This is a genomic window from Enterococcus mundtii (assembly GCF_002813755.1).
Taxonomy (GTDB): domain Bacteria; phylum Bacillota; class Bacilli; order Lactobacillales; family Enterococcaceae; genus Enterococcus_B; species Enterococcus_B mundtii.
In genome coordinates this window covers 2,509,720-2,532,911 of record NZ_CP018061.1, presented here as the reverse complement: position 1 = coordinate 2,532,911, position 23,192 = coordinate 2,509,720, and the positions used below count along the sequence as shown (strand labels likewise).

Sequence of the window (23,192 nt, the reverse complement as noted above, 5' to 3'; positions counted from 1 at the left end):
CTATGGATTTCAAAAAAATTGAATGGATTTTCTTCGTCGCCTTTTTAGGATTGAATGTTTTTTTGTTTAGTAGTTACCATGAATCGATCAACCAAGAGCATACGGTAATACGCTCAGATCAGACAGAATCGATCAAAAAACGGTTAGCAAATGATGATATTACTTATACGGGTGATTTTTCTTCAGAAAGTAAGCAAGGATACTATTTAAGTGCGGAGGAAACGGAACTGAGTCAAACGTTGTTCAAGTATCGCCAAGATAATAATCGACGTGGTTTATTAGAGAGTGGCGTTTCGATCAATGATAATATATTGACTAAAACGTTATCGGACTCTGAATCTGAAAGCAAAGTGCTTGATCCAAATCGCATAGCAAGTTCACTCAATGACTTTTTAGATAACGAGGAAGATGTTTTATTTGGTAATGAGTATATCTATATGAAAAATTTCTCTGTATTAGAAGGTGATTCTCCTGAAATCACAGCGAGCCAAACGTATGAAGGATTGCCATTCTATGATGATACAGCTAAACTTATTTTTTCCCTCGAAAAAAAGGGGGATGAGTATCGCATTTTGAAGTATACTCAAACCCATTTAACGAATATTGAACAGTTGCGAGAAAAAACAGAATTGCATACGGAAGAAGAAGCCATTAATACATTGTATGTAAATAATAAAATCTCTCGAGGATCGAATATCCTTTGGCGTCAACTGGCTTACTCTCGTATTTTGAAAGTACGAGAGAAAAATGTGTATGTACCGGTGTGGTATGTCGCAATTGAAACGCCGGATAAGACCTATCAGATCGAAACGGTCAATGCATTTAGTAATACGATTATTACAAATAATTCGATCCCAAAGGTGGAAGATCATTAAAAAAGTAGGTATAATGAAAAAAGTTTACAAAGTAAGAAGGGAAGTAGTAGTAAAATGGCTGAAGGAAATACAGCTTTTAAAATCAGTATCCTTGCAAGTGGGAGTTCAGGAAACTCATTATATATCGAGAGTGACAAAAAGCGACTTCTGGTAGATGCAGGACTGAGTGGGAAAAAAATTACTTCCTTAATGGCACAAATCGGTCGGACGCCCGATCAATTAGACGGTATTCTTGTGACACATGAACATCGAGATCACATTCATGGGGTAGGTGTTTTGGCGCGTAAGTACCATTTAGATATCTATGCAAATGAAAAAACATGGGAAGCAATGGCTCCGATGATCGGAAATGTCCCAATCGAACAAAAACATTTATTTCAGATGGGGAAAGTCCAAACATTTGGCGATTTAGATATCGAGAGTTTTGGTGTTTCCCATGATGCAGCTTCACCACAATTTTATCGTTTCCATAAAGAGAATCGTTCGTTTGTCATGCTGACGGATACAGGTTATTGTAGTGATCATATGCGAGGGATCATTGAAAATGCTGATGGGTACTTGATGGAAAGCAATCATGATCTAGAGATGTTGCGTATGGGACCTTATCCTTGGAATTTGAAACAACGTATTTTAGGCGATCGTGGTCATTTATCGAATGAAGATGGTGCGTTAGTGATGACTGATGTAATTGGCGATCGTACAAAACGAATCTATTTAGGCCATTTAAGTAAAGAAAACAATATGAAAGAATTGGCCCATTTGACTATGGAAAATATTCTTAAGGAAAAAGATCTAGGTGTGGGATATGATTTCAATGTGTACGACACTGACCCGGATGCTGCAACAGAATTATTTTCAATTTGATCAATCAGTTGTGACGGAAGTGAACAGCTCATAGAAATAAGCGGTAAAGTCCGAAAATTTGAAGGAATTTTTGGGCTTTACCGCTTATTTCATAAGGAGTTACCTCCTGAATGCTATTTATTTTATTATAGGGAGTGCCTGATGATGAAAGTCACAGGTTTTTTTTATTATATTACAGTAAACCTTGTTGCAATGCCAATTGTACAATGACAACTAGAGTATTCATACCAATATGGGTGATCATTGGTGCCCAGATTCGCCCAGTGGATCGATATAGTAAACTAAAGAAAAATCCTAAAAAGAAGTAGACGAGTAAATGCCCATCATTGTGTGCTAATGCAAAGAGCAAGGAACTAACACTTGCACCTACCCAAAAGTTAGTATAGTGACCAACGATGCCAAGAATACTCCGACGAAATACAAATTCTTCCATGATTGGTCCGGCAATAGTTGTAGCAATAATAAAAGCAGGAGTATCTAAAATCAGTTGGATAATATTTTGCGTATTTTCAGATGGAGAGACTTCTCCAAAAAAGAAACTCTCGATCATAACCGCAATACTTTGTAAAATCAGAGCGATAAAGATACCAATGACTCCATATAAAATGATTTTTGAGCGAGAAGCAACTGGTACGTTTGCTTCGATTTCAATCGGTTCTTTATGCTTGAGGTACAAGAACCACAGAATGATTGCACCTAAGATATACGTAACTGTTGTTGCATTGATCAAACCTGACGTTGAATTTACAAGTCCGACAGATGTCAGAAGTAAAGGCGAGACAAACACTAGTCCGTAACAAAAAATGCTAAAAAAGCTATATTTTTTTAATGACATATGAAACCTCCTTGAGCTAAGTGAAAAGCCAAGTATAACTTTCTTTCTTGCTCTAATAATATAGGAAAAGCAACCTTTCGTTGAACTTTAAGTGAAGAAACTTAGTAGCTTAATCAACTTCTGTGTTACTAAACACTATCCATTATTCATTATACCATATCAAGATGTTTCTCTGATCAGTTAGTATTGATCGGCTTTTTCACGACCTGATAAACGGTGTTCAAGAAGCAACACTTCAACAATAAGTCAAAAAAATCCAAAATGTAAAAGCCATTTTTGATTTTTCTGTCTTATTACTCAGTGCTGAGCGCTTCTTTCACAACCTAGATAAACGGTGTTCAAAAGCCAGCTCCTTCAATATTAAGTCAAAACTTGAAAAAATATGAGAAGCTATTTTCTCAAATTTTTCCTTAACACTTGGAGCTGATTGGCTTTTTCACAACCTAGATAAACAGTGTTCAAGAAGCAACACTTCAATAATAAGACAAAAAAATCCAAAATGAAAAAGCCATTTTTGATTTTTCTGTCTTATTACTCAGTGCTGAGCGCTTCTTTCACAACCTTCTTTAAAAATTTTTTTTCTATGATTTAAAAAGCTTGCAAAAGAATAGGAGAATGAGTATTATTAAAAATGTAGGTTAGCACTCGATGTGATAGAGTGCTAACGGATTCAAAAAAAGAGTTATCGGAGGGATTTATCGTGTTAAAACCATTAGGTGATCGCGTCATCATTGAAGTCGCGCAAGAAGAAGAAAAAACTGTTGGAGGAATCGTTTTAGCTTCATCAGCGAAAGAGAAACCTCAAACTGGAACAGTTGTAGCAGTGGGTGAGGGACGTTTGCTAGAAAACGGCGAAAAAGTTCCTGCAGCTATTAAAGTAGGCGACCAAGTAATGTTTGAAAAATATGCCGGTACAGAAGTGAAATTTGAAGGAACAGAATATTTGATCGTCTCTGGAAAAGATATCATGGCGATTGTTGAGTAAGTACAAAACAAAAATAATTGATGAGGTGACGAAAAAATGGCAAAAGAATTGAAATTTGCAGAAGATGCACGTGCAGCAATGTTACGTGGTGTAGATAAATTAGCAGATACAGTAAAAGTGACATTAGGACCAAAAGGCCGTAATGTTGTTTTAGAAAAATCATATGGTTCTCCATTGATCACAAATGATGGTGTGACGATTGCAAAAGAAATCGAATTAGAAGATCATTTCGAAAACATGGGTGCAAAACTAGTTTCAGAAGTTGCATCTAAAACAAATGATATCGCTGGAGACGGTACAACGACAGCGACTGTCTTGACTCAAGCAATTGTCCGTGAAGGTTTGAAAAACGTCACAGCTGGTGCTAACCCATTAGGTATTCGTCGTGGGATCGAATTAGCCACTAAAACAGCAGTGGAAGAATTACACAACATCTCAACTGTTGTTGACTCAAAAGAGGCTATTGCACAAGTTGCTGCTGTTTCTTCTGGTTCAGAACAAGTGGGCCGTTTGATTGCAGATGCAATGGAAAAAGTCGGCAATGATGGTGTTATCACAATTGAAGAATCTAAAGGAATCGAAACAGAATTAGATGTCGTAGAAGGTATGCAATTTGACCGTGGTTACTTGTCACAATATATGGTAACAGACAACGACAAAATGGAAGCTGTTTTGGAAAATCCATACTTGTTGATCACTGACAAGAAAATTTCAAATATCCAAGATATCTTACCTTTATTAGAACAAATCTTACAACAATCACGTCCTTTATTGATCATTGCTGATGACGTGGATGGCGAAGCGTTACCAACATTGGTATTGAATAAAATCCGTGGAACATTCAATGTTGTTGCTGTAAAAGCACCAGGTTTCGGCGACCGTCGTAAAGCAATGTTAGAAGATATTGCTGTCTTGACTGGTGGTACAGTGATTACAGATGACCTAGGATTAGAATTGAAAGATGCAACAATCGAAAACTTAGGAAATGCTTCAAAAGTAGTTGTGGATAAAGACAACACAACAATCGTTGAAGGTTCAGGCGATAAAACAGCCATTGATGCACGTGTTCAATTGATCAAAAACCAAATCGCTGAAACTACTTCAGACTTTGACCGTGAAAAATTACAAGAACGCTTAGCGAAACTTGCTGGCGGAGTAGCAGTCGTAAAAGTCGGAGCAGCAACTGAAACAGAATTAAAAGAATTGAAACTACGTATTGAAGATGCGTTGAACGCTACTCGTGCTGCTGTTGAAGAAGGTATGGTCTCTGGTGGTGGTACAGCATTAGTGAACGTGATCAACAAAGTAGCCATGATCGAAGCAGAGGGCGATGTAGCAACAGGTATCAAGATCGTTACTCGTGCATTAGAAGAACCAATTCGCCAAATTGCTGAAAATGCTGGTTATGAAGGATCAGTTATTGTTGATAAATTGAAAAATGTTGATTTAGGAACAGGATTCAATGCAGCAACTGGTGAATGGGTAAACATGGTGGAAGCCGGAATCGTTGACCCAACAAAAGTAACTCGTTCAGCATTACAAAATGCAGCATCTGTATCTGCATTACTATTAACAACTGAAGCAGTTGTGGCAGATAAACCAGAACCAGCAGCACCTGCTGCACCAGCTATGGATCCATCAATGATGGGCGGCATGATGTAATAACTCCAGAAGAACCTTGTTCAATCAAGGTTCTTCTTTTTTTTGTCTTCTTAGAAAAAAAGCATAAATAGAGCAAAATACGAGTGTATAGTAATGAGATTGTGCATTCATATTGTTTAGATAGAAACGATATAAACCACTGAATAGATAATCAAATCATCATCGTTTTTTGTATGTTTATTTCGTAAATATTACCTTTGACGGAAATTTCATTTCTCTTGACATTTCTTTCACTCTTTCGCTAGCGAAGTTCACAAAGTTATGCTATATTTGTGATATCATTATAATGTATACGCATTCATAGTGATAGGAGATCGAATTGTAGGAGGATGAAAATGAATAAATTGATGGAATGGATGGAGAGATATATCTTGCCAGTTGCCACGAAGATTGGTTCGGAAAAGCATCTGGTTGCTTTACGTGATGCGTTTATTGGAACCATGCCGGCAACGATGGCTGGGGCAATTGCTGTGCTATTGAATGCGTTTATGCGTGATTTTCCTAACACGTATCTAGGTGACGGGAATGCCATTACGACTTTCTTTACACCAGTAATTGGTGTGAATGGGTTGATTTGGAATGGTACGCTAGCGATTATGGCGGTCGTATTCGCATTGTCACTAGGTGCAAATTTGGCAAAGGCATATGAAGTGGACCCTGTATCAGGAAGTATTGTATCTTTAGTTGCATTTATTATTGGATTACCTGATGCTGCCACAGCTGTTTTGACGTTGCCAGAAAAATTGTCACAAGATGCGATGGACATGATCACTACAGCAGGCGGCGTGATTGCTGATGGTGCTGATGGTGGACAGACGCTTTCAATGGGCGCTTGGGGTTATTTCAACTTTGGGAAATACATGGGCGGTTCTGGTCTTTTTACAGCTATGATCTTTGGTTTTATTTCTGTTATCATTTTTGCACTATTGATGCGTAAAAAAATTATTATCAGAATGCCAGAATCAGTGCCACCAGCAGTTGCACGTGCTTTTGCCGCAATCATTCCTGCAGTTGTTTCTTTATATGTTGTGGGAACGATCAATTATATCTTCCGACAAACAGCAGGAGTACCATTGATTGACTGGATCTCTGAAGCGATTCAAAAACCTTTGATGAATTTATCGCAAGGGTATGGTGCAGTATTTATTATCGTGTTACTTGTTCATGTGCTTTGGTTCTTTGGATTACATGGAACAAACATCATGTCACCAGTATTACAGACACTTTATGGTACAGCGATGGTCGAAAATACCAATGCTTTTCAAAATAATGAACCAATCCCTTTCAAATGGGTAGCAGGTTCATTTGAAGCATTCGTATGGCCTGGTGGTGCCGGCGTAACGTTGGTATTGATCGTCATGATTTTATTTTTATCAAAACGTGCCGATTATAAAACAGTTGGTAAGCTAGGGATTGCTCCTGGTTTGTTCAATATCAATGAACCAGTGATGTTTGGTCTACCAGTCGTATTGAATCCATTGTTGATGATCCCATTCATCGTCGCACCACTTGTAACGGCAACCATCGCTTACTTCGCGACAATGGCCGGACTGGTTCGCCCAGTGGTGGTAAATGTGATTTGGGTCATGCCAACGATTATCAGTGGGTTCTTAGCAACCGCAGGTGACTGGCGTGCCATCGTCTTGACGATCGTCAATCTCTTAGTCGCTGCTTTGATTTGGGCACCATTTATCTTGGCTGCAAACCGTTTAGATCCTAATCTAGGTGAACCAGAGGAATAAAAGAAGCAAACTCCTTGCTATGAGACGCGTTTCATACCGTATACTCAAAGCATAAATAAAGGAGGGCTTCTTATGAATACCTATATCAAAGCAACGCAAGGCACAAAGGATCAATGTTTTTACGCATTTGTTGAATTTAAAGATTCCATGCTCGTGTTGTCTAGTTTTCAAGGCCTTAATCGATCGGTGATCAAAAAAATCAATTTAGCAGATATTTCTGGTTTGACCAAGGATAATTATTGGGGTGGTCAACGAATCAGTTTCTACGACCAAGGAACATTGTATCAATTTTTCGAATGTGGACCCGCTGTGGTAGACTATCTACAAGAAAATCTTTTTGTATAGGTGGCGAACAGTAGTCATGGCAAACATCCGAGATATAGCCAAACGAACAGGATATTCTGTTTCGACGGTATCCCGTGTCATCAATCAACATCCTTATGTCGATGAAGCGAAACGAACAGAGATCTTGAAAGTGATCAAAGAATTAAATTATGTACCGAATGCCAATGCCAGACAACTAAGTTCTGGAAAAACTAAAAATATTGGTGTCATTTTACCTTACACAAATCACCCATATTTTGATCAGTTGCTCAGTGGAATCATTGAAGTCGCTTTTAGTGAGGGCTATAAAGTGACATTGTTGCCAACAAACTACCAAATAAAACGGGAACAACAATATTTAGAAGAGTTTGCGGCGAAAGCATTTGACGGATTGATCATTACATCAAGAGCAAATCCCTTAGAGTTGTTGCTTGATTATCAACGCTATGGCCCTATCGTCTTTTGCGAAAAGATCGAAGACTTGGAAGTAACGAGTGTCTATATTGATCGGAAACAATCGATTACTGATGGCTTATCCTTTTTAAAAGATCAAGGTGTCAAACGTGTAGGTGTCACCTTAGGAAGAACCGGTCGAATGAGTTACAATTCAAAAATCACATTGAAACTGTGTAAAGAGATTTTTCCTGAATTTAATGAAGCTGATGTCTACTGGCAGTGTATTGATACCGAACATGGGAAACAAGCAGGGGGATTTTTTAAGGAACGAGGAATTGATGGCATTTTCACGAATTCAGACACAGTAGCAGCCGGAGTTCTCCAAAGTTATAAAAACCAAAAAATACCGATCGTTGGTAGGGAAAATATGCTGATTAGTGAATTATTAAATTTTTCAACAATTGATCACCATCTGAAACAATGTGGTGAAACCGCTTTTCGTTTGTTTTTGAATGATACAGTCGAACAAGTAAAGATTCCGTATACTTTTATTCAACGTCCGTAAAATAAAAAAGACAAATCCACAAAAAGGATTTGTCTTTTTTTATTATTGTCTTTAGACCAAGTTGAGCTCGCAAAGCGAGTGAAACAGAAAACCACCTGCTATGCGGGTGGGGAATAAAAGGTTCTACCAAAAAGCCCTTCCTATCGTTAAAATATGATTGTTCAGGTCATATTGATAACGAAAGGAAGGGAAAAGAAATGGCTAATAAAGCAAATAGTTTAGCCCATACAAAGTGGCTGTGCAAATACCACATTGTATTCACACCAAAGTATAGAAGAAAAATCATCTATAATCAATATCGAGCAAGTATTCAAGAAATTATCAAACGACTATGTAAGTATAAGGGAGTAGAAATCTTGGAAGGACATATGATGCCAGATCACGTCCATCTATTATTGAGTATCCCACCAAAAATAAGCGTGTCAAGTTTTATGGGTTATCTTAAAGGAAAGAGTGCATTGATGATTTTTGATAAACATGCAAATTTAAAATATAAATTTGGCAATCGACATTTTTGGGCAGAAGGATATTATGTAAGCACAGTGGGATTGAATGAAGCGACCATAAGGAAATACATTCAAGAACAAGAGAAACATGATATAGCGCTAGATAAATTGAGCGTTCGAGAATACGAGGACCCTTTTAAGGGTTAGAGAGTAGAACAAACACCTTTTTAAAGGTAGGCAAAAGTGACAAAGGCAATATGGCTTGAACATGAAATGAGAAAGCCAGCGTCTTTAGGCGCTGGCCGGTGTTAAGGGCTTATAGCCCTAGAGCAAACCACCCTTTTGAAGGGTGGTTATGATTTTATGCATGAGCTTGGATGATCTCATTCAATGCTACAGCGGCGCCTTTACCACAACGAGAATCATAGTATTCAGTAAAACGTTCATCTGAGATATACAGCATACCTAATCCTTTGTGGGCTTCTGCTTGATACGTGGGCCAACTAAATGATAGCCATTTTTTATGTGCATCAAAAATTTCTTTTGCACGTGCCTGATTTGATTGGTCAGACAGATAAGACGTTAAGTTCGTTAGTAATTGTTGCTCAACTTCTTGCATTTCTTGGTATTTTTCTTGGGAAAGGTTTTGCCATTGTTCGTTCGCTTTATCGATCGTTTCTTCTCCGTATTTTCCACGGATCTCTGTGCCATAGTTTGTTTCATTTTCAGTTATTTTTTGTTTTTTAAATCCTTCAAATTTTTCTTGGTCAGTCATCTTTTTTCCTCCTTTGAATTGTGCTAATGTTTGTTGGACGGTTGCCAGGAGAGTATCAATTTCTGCTCGTTTCTCTAGTAGTTTTCTCTGATGTTCGATGAGTGCATGTTGATGATCAAAGGTAGGATCATCTAATAATTCGCGAATTTGGTTCAGTGGAAAATCTAAGGATCGATAAAATAAAATTTGTTGTAGACGATCGATTTCTTGAGAACCATAGATACGATAACCAGCTGAATTGATCCGTTTGGGTTTGAGTAAATCAATTTCATCGTAAAAACGTAGTGTACGACTACTTACTCCTGAGAGCTGTGCCATTTTCTTAATTGTGTATTCCATTGTTTTCCCTCCTGACAAAACTAGCATAATCCTTGACGTAACGAGAAGGTCAAGTGAAAAATCATCTTTTTTATCTAATTGATTATATGTTATACTATTAAACGAAGAGAGGGAAATCAAATTGTTTTTTTATCGTCTTTATGAAAGCGATTTATTTTGTTGATTAAAAAAATTAAGAAAAGAGGAAAAGTATGAAACTGATTGAAACCCCGATTACGAGTAACTTGAATATCAAAACTTTTTATCCAAAAATCGTTGATTTCTTTTTTAGAAATTCTGCTATTCGATTTTATAAACTATTTTCTTTAGATCGTACACAGATTTTGTTGATCGATACCTATAATCAAGTCCAATTAGTGATGATCAATACAAAAAAGAAAATCACTAAACAGGAAATTGATTATGCAATCAAAAAAGTGTTGAAAACAGAACGCTCAGCGGTCAATATCCATGTAGGTGTCAAGCAAGAATTAGAAGAAGCGGGTGTTCAGTTCAAACGGCCGAATAAGGACATCGTCATTGTAGAACAAGCCATTGCAACGATTGCATAGCTCGATCAATACAGCAAGAAAGTTATGGATGATCTTAAATTGAATAAGCGATAGGAAGTAAAGCGCCTAAATTCCAAGATAGTTTGATTTTTGGGATTTAGGCGTTTTTTTACAACTTAGATAAACGGTGTTCAAGAAGCAACACTTCAATAATAAGCCAAGAAAATCCAAAATGAAAAAGCCATTTTTGATTTTCCTGTCTTATTACTCAGTGCTGAGCGCTTCTTTCACAACCTGGATAAACGGTGTTCAAGAAGCTGACCTTCAACAGTAAGATGAAAAATCAAAAAATATGAAAAACTATTTTCTGATTTCTCATCTTACTGCTCAGGTCAAAACGCTTCTTTTACAACCTAGATAAACGGTGTTCAAAAAGCAACACTTCAATAATAAGCCAAGAAAATCCAAAATGAAAAAGCCATTTTTGATTTTCCTGTCTTATTACTCAGTGCTGAGCGCTTCTTTCACAACCTAGATAAACGGTGTTCGAAAGCCAACTCCTTCAATAGTAAGGCAGAACTTGAAAAAATATGAGAAGCTATTTTCTCAAGTTCTGCCTTACTACTTGGAGCTGCCCGGCTTTCTCACAACCTGTCTCTTATTTCTTTACTTTGTACAAAATAAAACAAGATTTCTTTTACTAGGGTATTTTTTTGTTATAATGGATAAGAAATGAAAATTGGCTAAGAGGAGCAATAAAAAAGATGACGACAACTTACTCAGATGACAGTTTGACGCTACATACGGATCTTTACCAGATCAACATGATGCAGACTTACTGGGAACTAGATAGAGCAGATAAACATGCAGTTTTTGAATGTTACTTCCGCGAGATGCCATTCAACCATGGTTATGCTGTTTTTGCAGGGTTAGAACGATTAGTAGATTATTTAGAAAATTTGACATTTACAGATACAGATATTGCGTATCTTCGTGAGATGGCTGTTTATCCGGAAGGTTTTTTGACGTATTTACGTGAATTCAAATTTAAAGCGACTGTCCGTTCCGCTCGTGAAGGAGAACTTGTTTTTGCGAATGAGCCATTGATCCAAGTGGAAGGTCCATTAGCCCATTGTCAATTAGTAGAAACAGCCTTATTGAATATGGTGAACTTTCAAACGTTGATCGCGACGAAAGCGGCTCGTATCAAATCAGTGATCGGTGACGATCCATTATTGGAGTTTGGTACACGTCGTGCGCAAGAATTGGATGCTGCGGTTTGGGGGACTCGTGCTGCTTACATTGGTGGAGCAGATGCAACGAGCAATGTTCGTGCAGGGAAAATTTTCGGGATTCCAGCAAGCGGTACCCACGCTCATTCTCTTGTTCAAAGTTATGGGAATGACTATGAAGCATTTATGGCGTATGCAAAGACACATAAAGATTGTGTTTTTCTAGTGGATACTTACGATACCTTGAAATCGGGTGTTCCTAGTGCGATCCGTGTGGCAAAAGAACTTGGCAACAAGATCAATTTCCAAGGTGTACGTATCGATAGTGGCGATATGGCGTATATTTCGAAACGGGTCAGAGAACAATTAGATTCCGCTGGTTTTACAGAAGCGAAAATCTATGCCTCAAATGATTTAGATGAAGCGACGATTTTAAACTTAAAAATGCAAAAAGCGAAAATCGATGTTTGGGGCGTGGGAACAAAGTTGATCACCGCCTATGACCAACCGGCTTTAGGTGCAGTCTTCAAACTGGTATCCATCGAAAATGAACAAGGTGAAATGATCGATACGATCAAATTGTCTAGCAATGCTGAAAAAGTTACTACACCAGGTAAAAAACAAGTATGGCGTATCACTCGTAACTTTGATGGAAAATCAGAAGGCGATTATGTGACGCTATGGGATGAAGATCCTCGACAAGAAGAAGAGATCTTCATGTTCCACCCGACACATACCTTTATCAATAAAACCGTTCGTGATTTTACAGCTCGGCCAATTTTACAAGATATTTTTGTTGAAGGAACGAGAGTCTATGACTTACCGACATTAGAAGAAATCAAAGAGTATACCAGAGGAAACTTAGATTCTCTTTGGGAAGAATACAAACGTGATTTGAATCCGCAAAAATATCCTGTGGATCTATCAACAGATTGCTGGAATCATAAGATGGCAATCATGGAACGAATGAAAAAAAGCGTCACACAATTAACGAGTGAACTATAGGAGGAATGGAAGATGAATCATTTACAACAAGCAATCATCGAAGAATTAGGCGTGAAATCAGTCATCGATCCTCAAAATGAAATTCGTGTGAGTATCGATTTCATGAAAGAATATTTGAAAAAGAATCCCTTCTTAAAAACCTTGGTTTTAGGTATCAGTGGAGGACAAGATTCTACTTTAGCTGGACGCTTAGCTCAATTAGCAATGGAAGAAATGCGGGAAGAAACGAAAGATGACAGTTACCAGTTCATCGGTGTACGTTTGCCTTATGGAGAACAGGCAGATGAAGAAGATGCTAAAGCTGCGTTAGATTTTATCCAACCAGACGTCCAATTACGTGTAAATATCAAACCTGCAGTAGATGCGCAAACGCAAGCGTTGATTGAAGCAGGTGTAGAAATCAGTGATTTCAATAAAGGAAATATTAAAGCGCGTCAACGAATGATCACGCAATATGCGGTTGCAGGACAACGCGCAGGGGCTGTGATCGGTACCGACCACGCAGCTGAAAATATTACTGGCTTCTTTACGAAATATGGTGACGGTGGGGCAGATATTTTGCCATTGTTCCGCTTGAATAAACGCCAAGGAAAAGCATTGTTGAAGGCTTTAGACGCGCCAGAACATCTCTATACCAAAGTGCCAACAGCTGACCTTGAAGAAGGCAAGCCGATGATTGCTGATGAAGTCGCATTAGGTGTCACATATGATGAAATCGACGACTATTTGGAAGGAAAAGAAATTCCTGCAGATGCACAGCAAAAAATCGAGCAATGGTGGAATAAAACACAGCATAAACGTCATTTGCCAATTTCGATCTTTGATGATTTTTGGAAATAAATGAAGTGAAAAAATAATCAAATAAACCGTGAATCCTTTGTTGATCAAGGGATTCACGGTTTGTTTTTGTTTGTATTCGTTTTTTGCTCTCCAGTGTATTTTCAAGATGGAAATTTTTATTGCTTTGCTTCATTCTCATAGAAAAGAATGCTTAATAATCAAATTGTCCACATTAGAAGAGTCAATATTGAAAGAAACAAAATAGGATTGGCTATCCTTGATTGGCACTCTTTGGCAGTCTGAAACAAATCGATGTTCCTTAAGAAAATCATTTGATAGCGACAATAGCATCTATTTCTACTTTGAATCTTGGATCAATCAATCCAGCTACTATTACTACTGTCATTGCCGGTTTATTTTCTCCATACAGTTTTATAAGTGTCGTCCTATCAATAATAAGCCAAAACCATCAAAAATGAAAAAGCCATTTTCGATGGTTCTGTCTTATTACTCAGTGCTGAACGCTTCTTTCACAACCTATGATAAACGGTGTTCCAAAAGCTGACCTTCAACAGTAAACTGAAAAATCAAAAAATATGGAAAGCTATTTTCTGATTTCCCAGCTTACTGCTCAGGTCAAGACGCTTTTTTCACAACCTAGATAAACGGTGTTCAAGAAGCAACACTTCAATAATAAGCCAAAACCATCAAAAATGAAAAAGCCATTTTCGATGGTTCTGTCTTATTACTCAGTGCTGAACGCTTCTTTCACAACCTTAACTATAATACACCTTCATCTTGATATCTTGATCGTAGTTGCCGAAGCCTTTGCCGAATAGGGTGCAGCCACCGACGTTTTTGGCGTCTTCTTTGACTTCGATGCGGAAGGTCCAGACGTCTTCGTTTCTTGGGATGTCATTGATCGTGATTTCAGATAATGGTTCGCCGTTGATATTGGTCAAATGTTTAGTGATACGGATTGTTTTCAATAGTCCGTATTGATTTAGATTATCTGGGTACCAGTCTGGGGTATGTTTTCCACGAATGTCTGCGAAATCTCCTGGGCTTGTCCAGTTACCTAATTCCACGCCGTTTAGGCTGAAAGTGATATCCGATGGCCAATTGTCGTTCGAAAAGGGAAACTCGGAAGACAGCTCAACGGACAATTCCAACATTTCCAAAGTATCTTCTTCGTTTAGGAAGTTTGGTGTTTGATATTCAACAAATCCGCTTGTAAACCACAGAATCCGTGCATCCATTCGTCGTGGATCGGCAAAGTAACGTGGTTCATCGACTTTGCCGATAAAATCATGGATCGTTGCCAGACCGCATGTCGGCTCGATTGAATAGCGGGTATAATGACCGATAGGGATCGATGTTTCTTTCGTATCAAAGGCATTGAAGATTTTTTCTGGAAACGTGATGTTGATTTTATCGACACGTAAGCTGGAAATTTTTTTTTGACCTATTTTTTCAGATTTGATGATATTTGCTTCTTCAAGTTTTTTTACATGCATTGTTGTAATCGCACTACTGATACCGAGTGCTTGGGCAAGCTCTTTGATATTCATTTTGTTTTTTGAAAGTAACTGGATGATTTTTATCCTTGTTTTACTAGCTAAAGCTTCATAAACAGGTAATGATTCTTCATTGATTTGGAGTTGCATGATTTTTCACCTCTTATTTAGGTTTTTGTTTAACTATATATTAACATAAATATTAATTTATAGGTTAATATCATAAAACTAATATATATAATTAATATTTATGTTAATTATAATGTAAAAATATTTTTATATTTAATAATATTATTATTGACAACGCTTTCAAAGAAAGATATGATTCATGTATAAATTAAAGGAGGGGACATATGGAAGCTGTAATGTCAGTTAGTCGTGTGCAAAAGATAGGGGAAATCGATCGTCGTTTGTATGGCTCGTTTATTGAACATATGGGACGTGCAGTGTATGGAGGGATCTATCAACCGGATCATCCGACTGCAAATGATAAGGGATTTCGCCAAGACGTCATGGAGCTGGTCAAAGATTTATCGGTACCATTGATCCGGTATCCAGGTGGGAATTTTGTTTCTGGGTTCAATTGGGAAGATAGCGTGGGTCCTATAGCGGAGCGGCCGAAAAGATTAGACCTTGCTTGGCGATCTTTAGAAACAAATCAAGTGGGTGTGCATGAATTTGCTGCGTGGTGTCAAGAAGTGGGCGCTGAGATCAATATGGCGGTCAATCTTGGAACACGTGGCTTAGATGCTGCAAGAAATCTAGTAGAATATTGCAATTATCCTAGTGGTACTTATTGGAGTGAGCAAAGAATAGCAAATGGACAAACCGAACCTTTTGCGATCAAGACGTGGTGTTTAGGCAATGAAATGGATGGTCCTTGGCAAATCGGTCATAAGACAGCAGCGGAGTATGGACGGCTGGCAGAAGAAACAGCGAAAGCAATGAAACTTGTCGATGAATCGATCGAAGTCGTTTTATGTGGCAGCTCGAATAGTCAAATGCCGACATTCGGTGAGTGGGAATTGACTGTATTGGATCAAGCCTATGAACAAATCGATTATCTTTCATTGCATCAGTATTATGGCAATCAAACAAATGATTTGAAAAATTATTTAGCTCGTTCAGTCGATATGGATCAGTTCATCTCTGGTGTTGTTGCGATGTGTGATGCAATCAAGGCGAAAAAACACAGCAAGAAACAAATCAATCTATCTTTTGATGAATGGAATATTTGGTATCATTCGACAGAACATGATCAAACAGTCAAGCCATGGCAAGTTGCCCCACCTTTATTAGAAGATCACTATAATTTTGAGGATGCTTTAGTATTGGGCTGTTTATTGATCACTTTGTTAAAACATTCTGATCGAGTAAAAATTGCTTGTCTGGCGCAGCTAGTCAACGTGATTGCTCCGATCATGACAGAAGAAGACGGTGAAGCATGGCGTCAAACAATCTATTATCCGTTTATGCAAGTCGCGACTTTAGGACAAGGTATTGCTTTACGACCTGAAATCACTGTCGATACGTATGCAACGAGTGAGTTTGATACAGTCCCATATTTAGAAAGTATTGCAGTGCTTAATGAAGAAAAAAATGAGTTGGTGATCTTTGCAGTGAATCGTGGAGAAGAAGAGATGAGTTTAGATCTACAATTTTCTGACTTAAAGATTGAGGAAGTCATCGAGTTTTCAGAGATGTCTGGCTATGAAATCAAAGCGGTCAATCAAGCAGGAAATGAGCAAATCAAACCTGTGTCTTCAAAAGCCTACGAACATAAAGAAAATCAGTTGAATTGCAAATTGAAACCGTTATCTTGGAATGTGATCCGTACAAGCTTGACCCCGAACAAATAAGGAGGAGATAGAGATGCGAGGAAAAAAATTGATTATTGGTTCATTGTTGTTGGCTGCGACTGGAATATTAGGTGCTTGTGGCGGTGGTGCTTCTTCCCAAAGTAAAAATGACGGAGAAGTCACACTCTCTTTTTGGAATGGGTTTACAGCTTCTGACGGGGAAATCTTACAAGAAATCGTCAATGATTTTAATAAGAATAATGACAAAAACATCACGATTGAGATGGATGTGATGACATGGGCTAATTTGAATGAAAAATTACCAACGGCTATTTCTTCAAAAAAAGCGCCAGATTTTGTTGCACTGAACTACGCTGATTTTGCTCAATATGTGGAGAATGGGGCTGTGCAGCCTGTAGATGATTTCTGGGAGTATGACGGTGTGGATAAAGGAGATTTCAAAGATACTGCGGTAGATCTAGGAATGGTGGATGATCAGCAATATTTTATTCCGATGCAAGTACAAGGGATGTATATGTATTGGAACAAAGAATTATTCAAACAAGCTGGCTTGGATGAAACAACACCACCAACTACTTGGACAGAATTAACAGAGATGGCTCCGCAACTGACCGATAGTAGTAAAAATGTCTCAGGTTTTGTCTTCAATAAAGATGGTACTGCGCCACTTTATAACTGGATGAAGGCAAATGGAGGAAAACTTGTCAGCGATGATTATACAAAATCTGAGTTCGCTTCACCAGAAAATCTTGAAACACTAACAGCCATCCAAAAAATGATCCATGTCGATAAAGCAGGACCAGAATCGATTTCAGGAGCAGAGATGGATAACTTGATGAACGCTGGGCAATTATCGATCATCATCAACGGACCGTGGTTGAATAACGGCTTGAAAGCAAACGAAATCGATTATGGTGTAACGACATTACCGCAAGCAAGTACGGACGGTGAAAAAACAGCGATTTTAGATGGTGTTGGTTATGCCATCCCAGCAAGTACAGATAGTGATAAAAAAGAGGCAATCTATGAATTCCTAAAATACTGGAACACAAGTGAAATCGGTAAAAAATGGAGTATTGAAAATGGCTTCCCTGCCTACTTATCATCAGTTGCAGAAGATGAAGAAGTGAAGAATGATCCTATCGTATCGGAACTATCCAAACAAATGGAATATGCTGAACCTTATCTACCAGGATTCACGAAAATCGCAGCAATCAATAATGATATCATCAATCCATTGATCGAAAAATTGTTGGCTGGTGAAGATCCAGAGCAACTCATGAATGATGCAGATGATCAGATCAATGATCTATTGAAGGAATAATCGAGTAACAGTTCACAATGAAATCAAAACAACAAAGGAAACAGAAGTAATCTCGTAGAAGATAAGGCGAAAGTCTATAAATTGCAAAAACATATTTATCGCTTTCGTTTTCCTTTTTCGAGAAAAACTTCTTTCCTTTCTTGGTCTGATTTTTTATCGCTTGAACTTTTCATCAAGGAATCCATCGAATAAGAAAGAGGGGAAATAGACGAAATGAAAGCATTCACCAGATACTGGAACCGACCGGATCGAGCGGCTTATTTGTTTTTAGTGCCATCCTTTTTGATTCTACTGTTATTCACAGTGGTGCCACTGATTGGTACATTTGCGATCAGTTTTACTGATTTGAACATCTTTTTTACTTCAAGAGAGTTCGTAGGCATGGATAACTTTTTGCGGATCTTTGGGGATGAACGTGCGGTCAATTCACTTTTCCATACGTTGTATTTTACCTTACTTGAAACACCAACACAGATTATCGTTGGTTTATTAGCTGCGGTGATCTTGTCAAAGAATACTCGTTTCAATCGCTTTTGTCGCTCAACTTTTTATATCCCTGTTATTTGTTCCTTAACATCCATTGCAATCATCTTTTCAATGTTGCTTGACCCAAACGTTGGGGCTATCCCTTACCTTTTCTCACAAGTAGGTTTGCCGATTCCACAATTTTTCCGTGATCCAACATTAGCAATGCCAACAGTTGCGCTGATGACGGTTTGGAAAAATTTCGGTGTCACAATGACGATCCTGATCACTGCTATTCAAGGAATCTCCCCTTCGCTTTACGAATCAGCGCAAATGGATGGAGCAACCAATCGTCAACAATTCTTTAATATCACGTTACCGCAGATCGTCCCATCTCTTGGTTTTTGTATCTTGACCAACTTGATTGGTTCCATGCAAGTGTTTGACCAAGTATATGTGGCAACGAACGGCGGACCACAATTCAAAACGGAAACAGCTGTCCAATACATTTATAGTCGCGGCTTCACCGCTCCATATGAGTTAGGCTATGCTTCCGCATTATCTTCAGTACTGTTTGTCATTGTAGCTGTGCTGGCAATTTCGACCAATTTATATATGTCAAGAAAAGAAAAACAAATGAAATAGGGGGGAGTAATAATATGCTTTCGGAAAGTTATACAGCAGTTTCAACGAATCGTCGGAAAAAGTTTGATGGAAAGAAATGGTTACGTGTCGTCGGAATGTTACTCGTATTATTGATTATCGCTTTTCCTTTTCTATGGTTGATCATTTCCTCGTTCAAATATGAAAAAGACATTATTTCTTTTCCCCCGAGAATTTTTGCAGATGAATATACCTTTGAGAATTATATCAAGGTTTGGACGACTATTCCGTTGTTAGATTACATCAAAAACACAGTAATCTTTGCAGGTGGGACAGTGATCACTTCTGTTTTCTTTGATTCTCTTGCAGGGTATGCTTTTGCTCGGATGCGCTTCAAAGGGAAATCGGTGTTGTTTTACTTTGTTTTGTTAACGATGATGATCCCATTTCAAGTCTTCATGATCCCACTGTTCATCCAAGCAAACTTTTTAGGTATGTTAGATACGTATGCCGGATTGATCATTCCTCGGATGACTACTGCTTTTGGGATATTTATGATGCGGTCGTTTTTTGTGACTTTACCAGATTCATTGGAAGAAGCCGCACGTATTGACGGGTTAGGTGAGTTCAAGATTTTCTTGAAGATCATGTTGCCTTTGAGCAAGCCAACACTTCTATCACTAGCAATCTTTACGTTGATGAACAGTTGGAATGATTTATTGTATCCACTGATTTTGACAACAAGTTCGAAAATGCGGACGTTACCTGCAGGATTAGCTTTATTCACTGGACAAAATATATCATTTTATGGACCGGTGATGGCAGGAACAGTTATTTCGATGTTGCCATTGTTGATCATTTATATTTTTGCTCAAAAATACTTTGTACAAGGAACTGCAATGTCTGGCATGAAAGAGTGAGAAGATGAAATTAGTCGAAACAAAATGGTATGGTCAATTGATCCAAATTTCCGATCATATCTTATTAGGGATTTTATGGGTCGTCGTTTCTTTGCCTTTAGTCACAGTAGTACCAGCCACAACAGGGGTCTTTACAGCGTTGAATAAATGGAAGAATGGCGAATCAGGGCATGTTTGCTATTCCTTTTTTCAGGGCTTTAAGCGTAAGTTTTTCCTTCAATTAGTGATGAGTGGCGTGACCATCATCAGTTATTTTGCGATGAATCTTATTTTGCAAGAATCTGCTATTTGGTTAGTGATTTGTGGGTATGTAACAATGTTGGTTTTTACGATGTTTTTACTTTCTTGGTGTAGTTCTCTTGCCCAAAATGACGCTCTTTCCGGAAAGGAACTTTTTCAAGAAAGTACGTTGTGGGTGTTGACCAACTTTTTGAAGAATCTTGTATGTTGTGGCATATTATTAGTTTTTCTTGTGCTTGTGTTTATGTTTCCACCGATTATTTTTGTATTAGCAGGTGGGGTTTGGTGGTTGATCAATCATTTAGTGGGAAACATAAATAGGAAAGGAGTGTGGCAATGAAAAAAGTTGAATTAAAGGTACGTCAAGGATTTTCTAAAGGAGCTATCAGTCCACGACTCTTCGGTTCTTTTGTTGAACATATGGGAAGTGTCGTGTATAACGGAATATTTGAACCAGGACATCCGACCGCGGATAAGAATGGCTTTCGACAGGACGTGCTTTCTTATGTAAAAGAACTGTCTTTAGGGGTGATCCGTTATCCTGGAGGGAATTTCACTTCAGGATATGACTGGCAAGATACGATTGGTCCAGTCACCGAGCGTCCAAAAAAAATCGATCTTGCATGGCAAGGAATCGAACCAAATACATTCGGGCTACATGAATTTTTCAAATGGTTAGACATGGTAGAAGCGGAGCCAATCATGACGGTGAATCTAGGCACAAAAGGAATCGATGATGCGCGTAATCTAGTAGAGTATTGTAATTTTCCTGAAGGAACCTCTTGGAGTGAGTTACGCAAACAAAACGGACAAGAGCAACCTTTTAACGTGAAACTTTGGTGCTTAGGAAATGAGTTAGACGGTCCTTGGCAAATTGGCGCAAAAAGTGCCTATGAGTATGGCAGGTTAGCCAATGAATCTGCCAAGGCGATGAAATTAGTCGATGAATCGATCGAAACGATTTTAGTCGGTAGTTCGACGCCACGCTTAGCGTCTTATCCTGAATGGGACCGAATCGCCTTAGAAGAAGCATATGAAAACGTAGATTATATCGCTTTGCATAATTACATCGATAAATATGACGAAGAAGATTTGACTAAACCTCCAAAAAATGAGCGAGCAGATACCAAAACTTACTTAGCTAAAGCGGAACGGTTTGATCGACAAATCGAAGAAATCATTGCGACGTGTGACTATGTGAAAGGCTATCTACGCAGTGACAAGACGATGTACTTAGCTTTTGATGAATGGAATGTTCATAGCCAACCAGAACAAACCTATCAAAAATTCCAAGAGGGGTCACCAATCGATTGGTGCCAGTTCACTATGGAAGATACATTACTGTTCGGCACATTGGGTCTTGCGATTTTACGGCATGCAGATCGTGTCAAAATTGCTTGCCAATCGCTTTTAGTCAATACCATCCCGCTTATCTTAACAGAGAAAAATGGGATCGCATGGGTAAATCCGACCTATTATGTGATGCAACATCTGGCAAAATATGCGAAAGGCACTGTATTAGATCAACAAACGTTTTGTCCCACTTATGACTGTGATACTGGAAAAGAAGTGCCGATCATTGATAGCGTCGTTGTCGAAAATGAGCAAGAAATCGTACTGTTTCTAGTGAATCGCACAGAAGAGAAAGTGTCCATTACGACAACGCATGATTTTGAGCTAGAGACTAAAGCAGTCCAACTAGTCGTAAAAAGTGATCATTTGCTTGATAAAAATACGAAAGACGCACCGAATACGATCCAACCGATAGAGCATGTAATCGATGTAAATGAAAAGAACACGATCCATATGGTGCTTGAAGCATATTCTTGGAATGTCATCAGACTAAAAAAATGTGAGGAACCTTTATGAAAAAAACAACTTATGCTAATCCAATCGTCCTTGAACGAGCCGATCCTTGGATCTACAAACATACGGACGGCTACTATTATTTTACGGGTTCTCTACCTGGTTATCAGTCCATCGAATTAAGACGTGCGAAAACGATCGATGGCTTGAAGCATGCAGAAACGTTACTGGTTTGGCATGCACCTAAAACTGGACCCATGAGTCAGTTGATCTGGGCACCAGAAATCCATTATATCCAAGGAAAGTGGTATATCTATTTTGCAGCCAGTGATCATGCAGAGATTCGTGATCGTGATCATCACCATCGGATGTTCGTTCTTGAAAACACGTCAATTGATCCAATGAATACTGAGTGGGAAGAAAAAGGGCAAATCAACACGGCTACAGATACGTTTAGTTTAGACGGCACGACTTTTACACATCAAGGAAAGTTGTATTATGTTTGGGCGCAATTAGACCCACGCATTCCGGGGAACTCCAATCTCTATTTATCAGAAATGGCAAATCCTTGGACACTGACCGGGAAACAACTATTATTAGCCATCCCAGAATTTCCTTGGGAAAAGCAAGGATTTGCAGTCAATGAAGGACCAGCCGTACTGGTTCGTAATGGGAAAATATTCATCACTTACTCAGGGAGTGCCACTGATGAAAATTATGCGATGGGTTTGCTGTGGGCAGAAGAGTCAGCGGATCTACTTGACGGTTATTCTTGGCATAAAAATCCTGAACCTGTCTTTGTCTCTTCGGAGAAAAATAAGCAGTTTGGACCGGGACATAACTCCTTTACTCGCTCAGAAGATGGCAAAGAAGATGTATTAGTTTACCATGCACGACCAGAAAAAAATGAAGGAATCGATCCTCTGAACAATCCCAATCGTCATGCCAACGCACAAGTATTTTCGTGGGACACAGAGGGGTTCCCAGTTTTTGGTGAACCAGTTGCGTATTCGGCTGATATTTGAGCATCATTTCAATCAAAGTGACATAAAGCCCTTCAAGAAATAAGCGGTAATAGCCACAATTTGTTGTTCAAAATTGTGGCTATTACCGCTTATTCTTTGCGAGTTGGAGAGACTAAGACACAGTTTCATTCCTTTTGTTTTCTATTTATTTTTTTA

General features: G+C 38.5%; 21 protein-coding genes. 18 read left to right on the top strand and 3 right to left on the bottom strand.

Annotated features, from left to right (window positions below; genetic code table 11):
* The first annotated feature begins 2 nt into the window (after positions 1–2).
* Both EM4838_RS11875 and EM4838_RS11870 read left to right on the top strand, forming a co-directional pair.
* Positions 3–875 carry a two-component system regulatory protein YycI gene (locus EM4838_RS11875; RefSeq protein ID WP_010736689.1) on the top strand — a complete coding sequence of 291 codons (873 nt, stop codon included), beginning with the start codon at positions 3–5 and terminating at the stop codon, positions 873–875.
* Positions 876–929: 54 nt separating this feature from the next.
* Positions 930–1,739, top strand: a complete 810-nt coding sequence (locus EM4838_RS11870) for an MBL fold metallo-hydrolase (RefSeq protein WP_071866416.1) — start codon at positions 930–932, stop codon at positions 1,737–1,739.
* Between the two features lie 172 nt (positions 1,740–1,911).
* On the opposite strand, the gene EM4838_RS11865 is transcribed toward EM4838_RS11870, so the two are convergent.
* Entirely contained in the window at positions 1,912–2,574 is a 663-nt protein-coding gene (locus EM4838_RS11865) for a CPBP family intramembrane glutamic endopeptidase (RefSeq protein ID WP_071866415.1), read from the bottom strand.
* A 700-nt stretch (positions 2,575–3,274) separates the two neighbouring features.
* Here EM4838_RS11865 and groES point away from each other — a divergent pair.
* The 6 genes from groES to tnpA all read left to right on the top strand — a co-directional run bounded on the left by groES (position 3,275) and on the right by tnpA (position 8,901).
* Entirely contained in the window at positions 3,275–3,559 is a 285-nt protein-coding gene (gene groES / locus EM4838_RS11860) for a co-chaperone GroES (RefSeq protein ID WP_019723198.1), read from the top strand.
* A gap of 36 nt (positions 3,560–3,595) precedes the next feature.
* Entirely contained in the window at positions 3,596–5,221 is a 1,626-nt protein-coding gene (groL, locus tag EM4838_RS11855; RefSeq protein WP_010736685.1) for a chaperonin GroEL, read from the top strand.
* Between the two features lie 335 nt (positions 5,222–5,556).
* A complete protein-coding gene (locus EM4838_RS11850) occupies positions 5,557–6,963 on the top strand; it encodes a PTS sugar transporter subunit IIC (RefSeq protein ID WP_071866414.1) in 1,407 nt (468 codons plus the stop codon).
* Between the two features lie 72 nt (positions 6,964–7,035).
* The gene (locus EM4838_RS11845; RefSeq protein WP_071866413.1) at positions 7,036–7,308 is read left to right on the top strand and encodes a hypothetical protein; all 273 of its coding nucleotides are present in this window, start codon (positions 7,036–7,038) and stop codon (positions 7,306–7,308) included.
* A gap of 16 nt (positions 7,309–7,324) precedes the next feature.
* Positions 7,325–8,248, top strand: a complete 924-nt coding sequence (locus tag EM4838_RS11840; protein ID WP_071866412.1) for a LacI family DNA-binding transcriptional regulator — start codon at positions 7,325–7,327, stop codon at positions 8,246–8,248.
* 197 nt (positions 8,249–8,445) lie between these two features.
* Positions 8,446–8,901 carry an IS200/IS605 family transposase gene (gene tnpA, locus EM4838_RS11835; RefSeq protein ID WP_100917284.1) on the top strand — a complete coding sequence of 152 codons (456 nt, stop codon included), beginning with the start codon at positions 8,446–8,448 and terminating at the stop codon, positions 8,899–8,901.
* A 154-nt stretch (positions 8,902–9,055) separates the two neighbouring features.
* Here tnpA and EM4838_RS11830 read toward each other — a convergent pair whose 3' ends face one another.
* On the bottom strand, positions 9,056–9,808 hold the full coding sequence (locus EM4838_RS11830) for a MerR family transcriptional regulator (protein ID WP_071867836.1): 753 nt from the start codon (positions 9,806–9,808) through the stop codon (positions 9,056–9,058).
* Between the two features lie 191 nt (positions 9,809–9,999).
* Here EM4838_RS11830 and EM4838_RS11825 point away from each other — a divergent pair, with 191 nt between their 5' ends.
* The 3 genes from EM4838_RS11825 to nadE all read left to right on the top strand — a co-directional run bounded on the left by EM4838_RS11825 (position 10,000) and on the right by nadE (position 13,376).
* Positions 10,000–10,359: a DUF1827 family protein gene (locus EM4838_RS11825; protein WP_023520312.1), complete on the top strand. Its 360-nt coding sequence runs from the start codon at positions 10,000–10,002 to the stop codon at positions 10,357–10,359.
* Between the two features lie 704 nt (positions 10,360–11,063).
* Positions 11,064–12,536: a nicotinate phosphoribosyltransferase gene (locus tag EM4838_RS11820; RefSeq protein WP_010736679.1), complete on the top strand. Its 1,473-nt coding sequence runs from the start codon at positions 11,064–11,066 to the stop codon at positions 12,534–12,536.
* A 12-nt stretch (positions 12,537–12,548) separates the two neighbouring features.
* Positions 12,549–13,376: an ammonia-dependent NAD(+) synthetase gene (gene nadE / locus EM4838_RS11815; RefSeq protein WP_071867837.1), complete on the top strand. Its 828-nt coding sequence runs from the start codon at positions 12,549–12,551 to the stop codon at positions 13,374–13,376.
* A gap of 716 nt (positions 13,377–14,092) precedes the next feature.
* Here nadE and EM4838_RS11805 read toward each other — a convergent pair.
* Positions 14,093–14,983, bottom strand: a complete 891-nt coding sequence (locus EM4838_RS11805) for an ArsR/SmtB family transcription factor (RefSeq protein WP_019723205.1) — start codon at positions 14,981–14,983, stop codon at positions 14,093–14,095.
* Between the two features lie 203 nt (positions 14,984–15,186).
* Here EM4838_RS11805 and arfA point away from each other — a divergent pair, with 203 nt between their 5' ends.
* The 7 genes from arfA to EM4838_RS11770 all read left to right on the top strand — a co-directional run bounded on the left by arfA (position 15,187) and on the right by EM4838_RS11770 (position 23,036).
* Positions 15,187–16,692 carry an arabinosylfuranosidase ArfA gene (gene arfA, locus EM4838_RS11800; RefSeq protein ID WP_071867838.1) on the top strand — a complete coding sequence of 502 codons (1,506 nt, stop codon included), beginning with the start codon at positions 15,187–15,189 and terminating at the stop codon, positions 16,690–16,692.
* Positions 16,693–16,705: 13 nt separating this feature from the next.
* A complete protein-coding gene (locus EM4838_RS11795) occupies positions 16,706–17,977 on the top strand; it encodes an ABC transporter substrate-binding protein (RefSeq protein WP_071867839.1) in 1,272 nt (423 codons plus the stop codon).
* 213 nt (positions 17,978–18,190) lie between these two features.
* On the top strand, positions 18,191–19,087 hold the full coding sequence (locus EM4838_RS11790; protein ID WP_010736673.1) for a carbohydrate ABC transporter permease: 897 nt from the start codon (positions 18,191–18,193) through the stop codon (positions 19,085–19,087).
* A gap of 14 nt (positions 19,088–19,101) precedes the next feature.
* Positions 19,102–19,965: a carbohydrate ABC transporter permease gene (locus tag EM4838_RS11785; protein WP_010736672.1), complete on the top strand. Its 864-nt coding sequence runs from the start codon at positions 19,102–19,104 to the stop codon at positions 19,963–19,965.
* 4 nt (positions 19,966–19,969) lie between these two features.
* Positions 19,970–20,545, top strand: coding sequence for a DUF624 domain-containing protein (locus EM4838_RS11780; protein WP_071867840.1), 576 nt, complete (start codon positions 19,970–19,972; stop codon positions 20,543–20,545).
* On the top strand, positions 20,542–22,074 hold the full coding sequence (locus EM4838_RS11775) for an alpha-N-arabinofuranosidase (RefSeq protein WP_071867841.1): 1,533 nt from the start codon (positions 20,542–20,544) through the stop codon (positions 22,072–22,074). Before EM4838_RS11780 ends, EM4838_RS11775 begins: the two co-directional genes overlap by 4 nt.
* Positions 22,071–23,036 carry a glycoside hydrolase family 43 protein gene (locus EM4838_RS11770; RefSeq protein ID WP_071867842.1) on the top strand — a complete coding sequence of 322 codons (966 nt, stop codon included), beginning with the start codon at positions 22,071–22,073 and terminating at the stop codon, positions 23,034–23,036. Before EM4838_RS11775 ends, EM4838_RS11770 begins: the two co-directional genes overlap by 4 nt.
* Positions 23,037–23,192 lie beyond the last annotated feature (156 nt).

Bases quoted from the DNA above. Each gene is read 5' to 3' on its own strand.
- EM4838_RS11875 (WP_010736689.1), top strand. From the start codon at position 3: ATGGATTTCAAAAAAATTGAATGGATTTTCTTCGTCGCCTTTTTAGGA.
- EM4838_RS11870 (WP_071866416.1), top strand. From the start codon at position 930: ATGGCTGAAGGAAATACAGCTTTTAAAATCAGTATCCTTGCAAGTGGG.
- EM4838_RS11865 (WP_071866415.1), bottom strand. From the start codon at position 2,574: ATGTCATTAAAAAAATATAGCTTTTTTAGCATTTTTTGTTACGGACTA.
- groL (WP_010736685.1), top strand. From the start codon at position 3,596: ATGGCAAAAGAATTGAAATTTGCAGAAGATGCACGTGCAGCAATGTTA.
- EM4838_RS11850 (WP_071866414.1), top strand. From the start codon at position 5,557: ATGAATAAATTGATGGAATGGATGGAGAGATATATCTTGCCAGTTGCC.
- EM4838_RS11845 (WP_071866413.1), top strand. From the start codon at position 7,036: ATGAATACCTATATCAAAGCAACGCAAGGCACAAAGGATCAATGTTTT.
- EM4838_RS11840 (WP_071866412.1), top strand. From the start codon at position 7,325: ATGGCAAACATCCGAGATATAGCCAAACGAACAGGATATTCTGTTTCG.
- tnpA (WP_100917284.1), top strand. From the start codon at position 8,446: ATGGCTAATAAAGCAAATAGTTTAGCCCATACAAAGTGGCTGTGCAAA.
- EM4838_RS11830 (WP_071867836.1), bottom strand. From the start codon at position 9,808: ATGGAATACACAATTAAGAAAATGGCACAGCTCTCAGGAGTAAGTAGT.
- EM4838_RS11825 (WP_023520312.1), top strand. From the start codon at position 10,000: ATGAAACTGATTGAAACCCCGATTACGAGTAACTTGAATATCAAAACT.
- EM4838_RS11820 (WP_010736679.1), top strand. From the start codon at position 11,064: ATGACGACAACTTACTCAGATGACAGTTTGACGCTACATACGGATCTT.
- nadE (WP_071867837.1), top strand. From the start codon at position 12,549: ATGAATCATTTACAACAAGCAATCATCGAAGAATTAGGCGTGAAATCA.
- EM4838_RS11805 (WP_019723205.1), bottom strand. From the start codon at position 14,983: ATGCAACTCCAAATCAATGAAGAATCATTACCTGTTTATGAAGCTTTA.
- arfA (WP_071867838.1), top strand. From the start codon at position 15,187: ATGGAAGCTGTAATGTCAGTTAGTCGTGTGCAAAAGATAGGGGAAATC.
- EM4838_RS11795 (WP_071867839.1), top strand. From the start codon at position 16,706: ATGCGAGGAAAAAAATTGATTATTGGTTCATTGTTGTTGGCTGCGACT.
- EM4838_RS11790 (WP_010736673.1), top strand. From the start codon at position 18,191: ATGAAAGCATTCACCAGATACTGGAACCGACCGGATCGAGCGGCTTAT.
- EM4838_RS11785 (WP_010736672.1), top strand. From the start codon at position 19,102: ATGCTTTCGGAAAGTTATACAGCAGTTTCAACGAATCGTCGGAAAAAG.
- EM4838_RS11780 (WP_071867840.1), top strand. From the start codon at position 19,970: ATGAAATTAGTCGAAACAAAATGGTATGGTCAATTGATCCAAATTTCC.
- EM4838_RS11775 (WP_071867841.1), top strand. From the start codon at position 20,542: ATGAAAAAAGTTGAATTAAAGGTACGTCAAGGATTTTCTAAAGGAGCT.
- EM4838_RS11770 (WP_071867842.1), top strand. From the start codon at position 22,071: ATGAAAAAAACAACTTATGCTAATCCAATCGTCCTTGAACGAGCCGAT.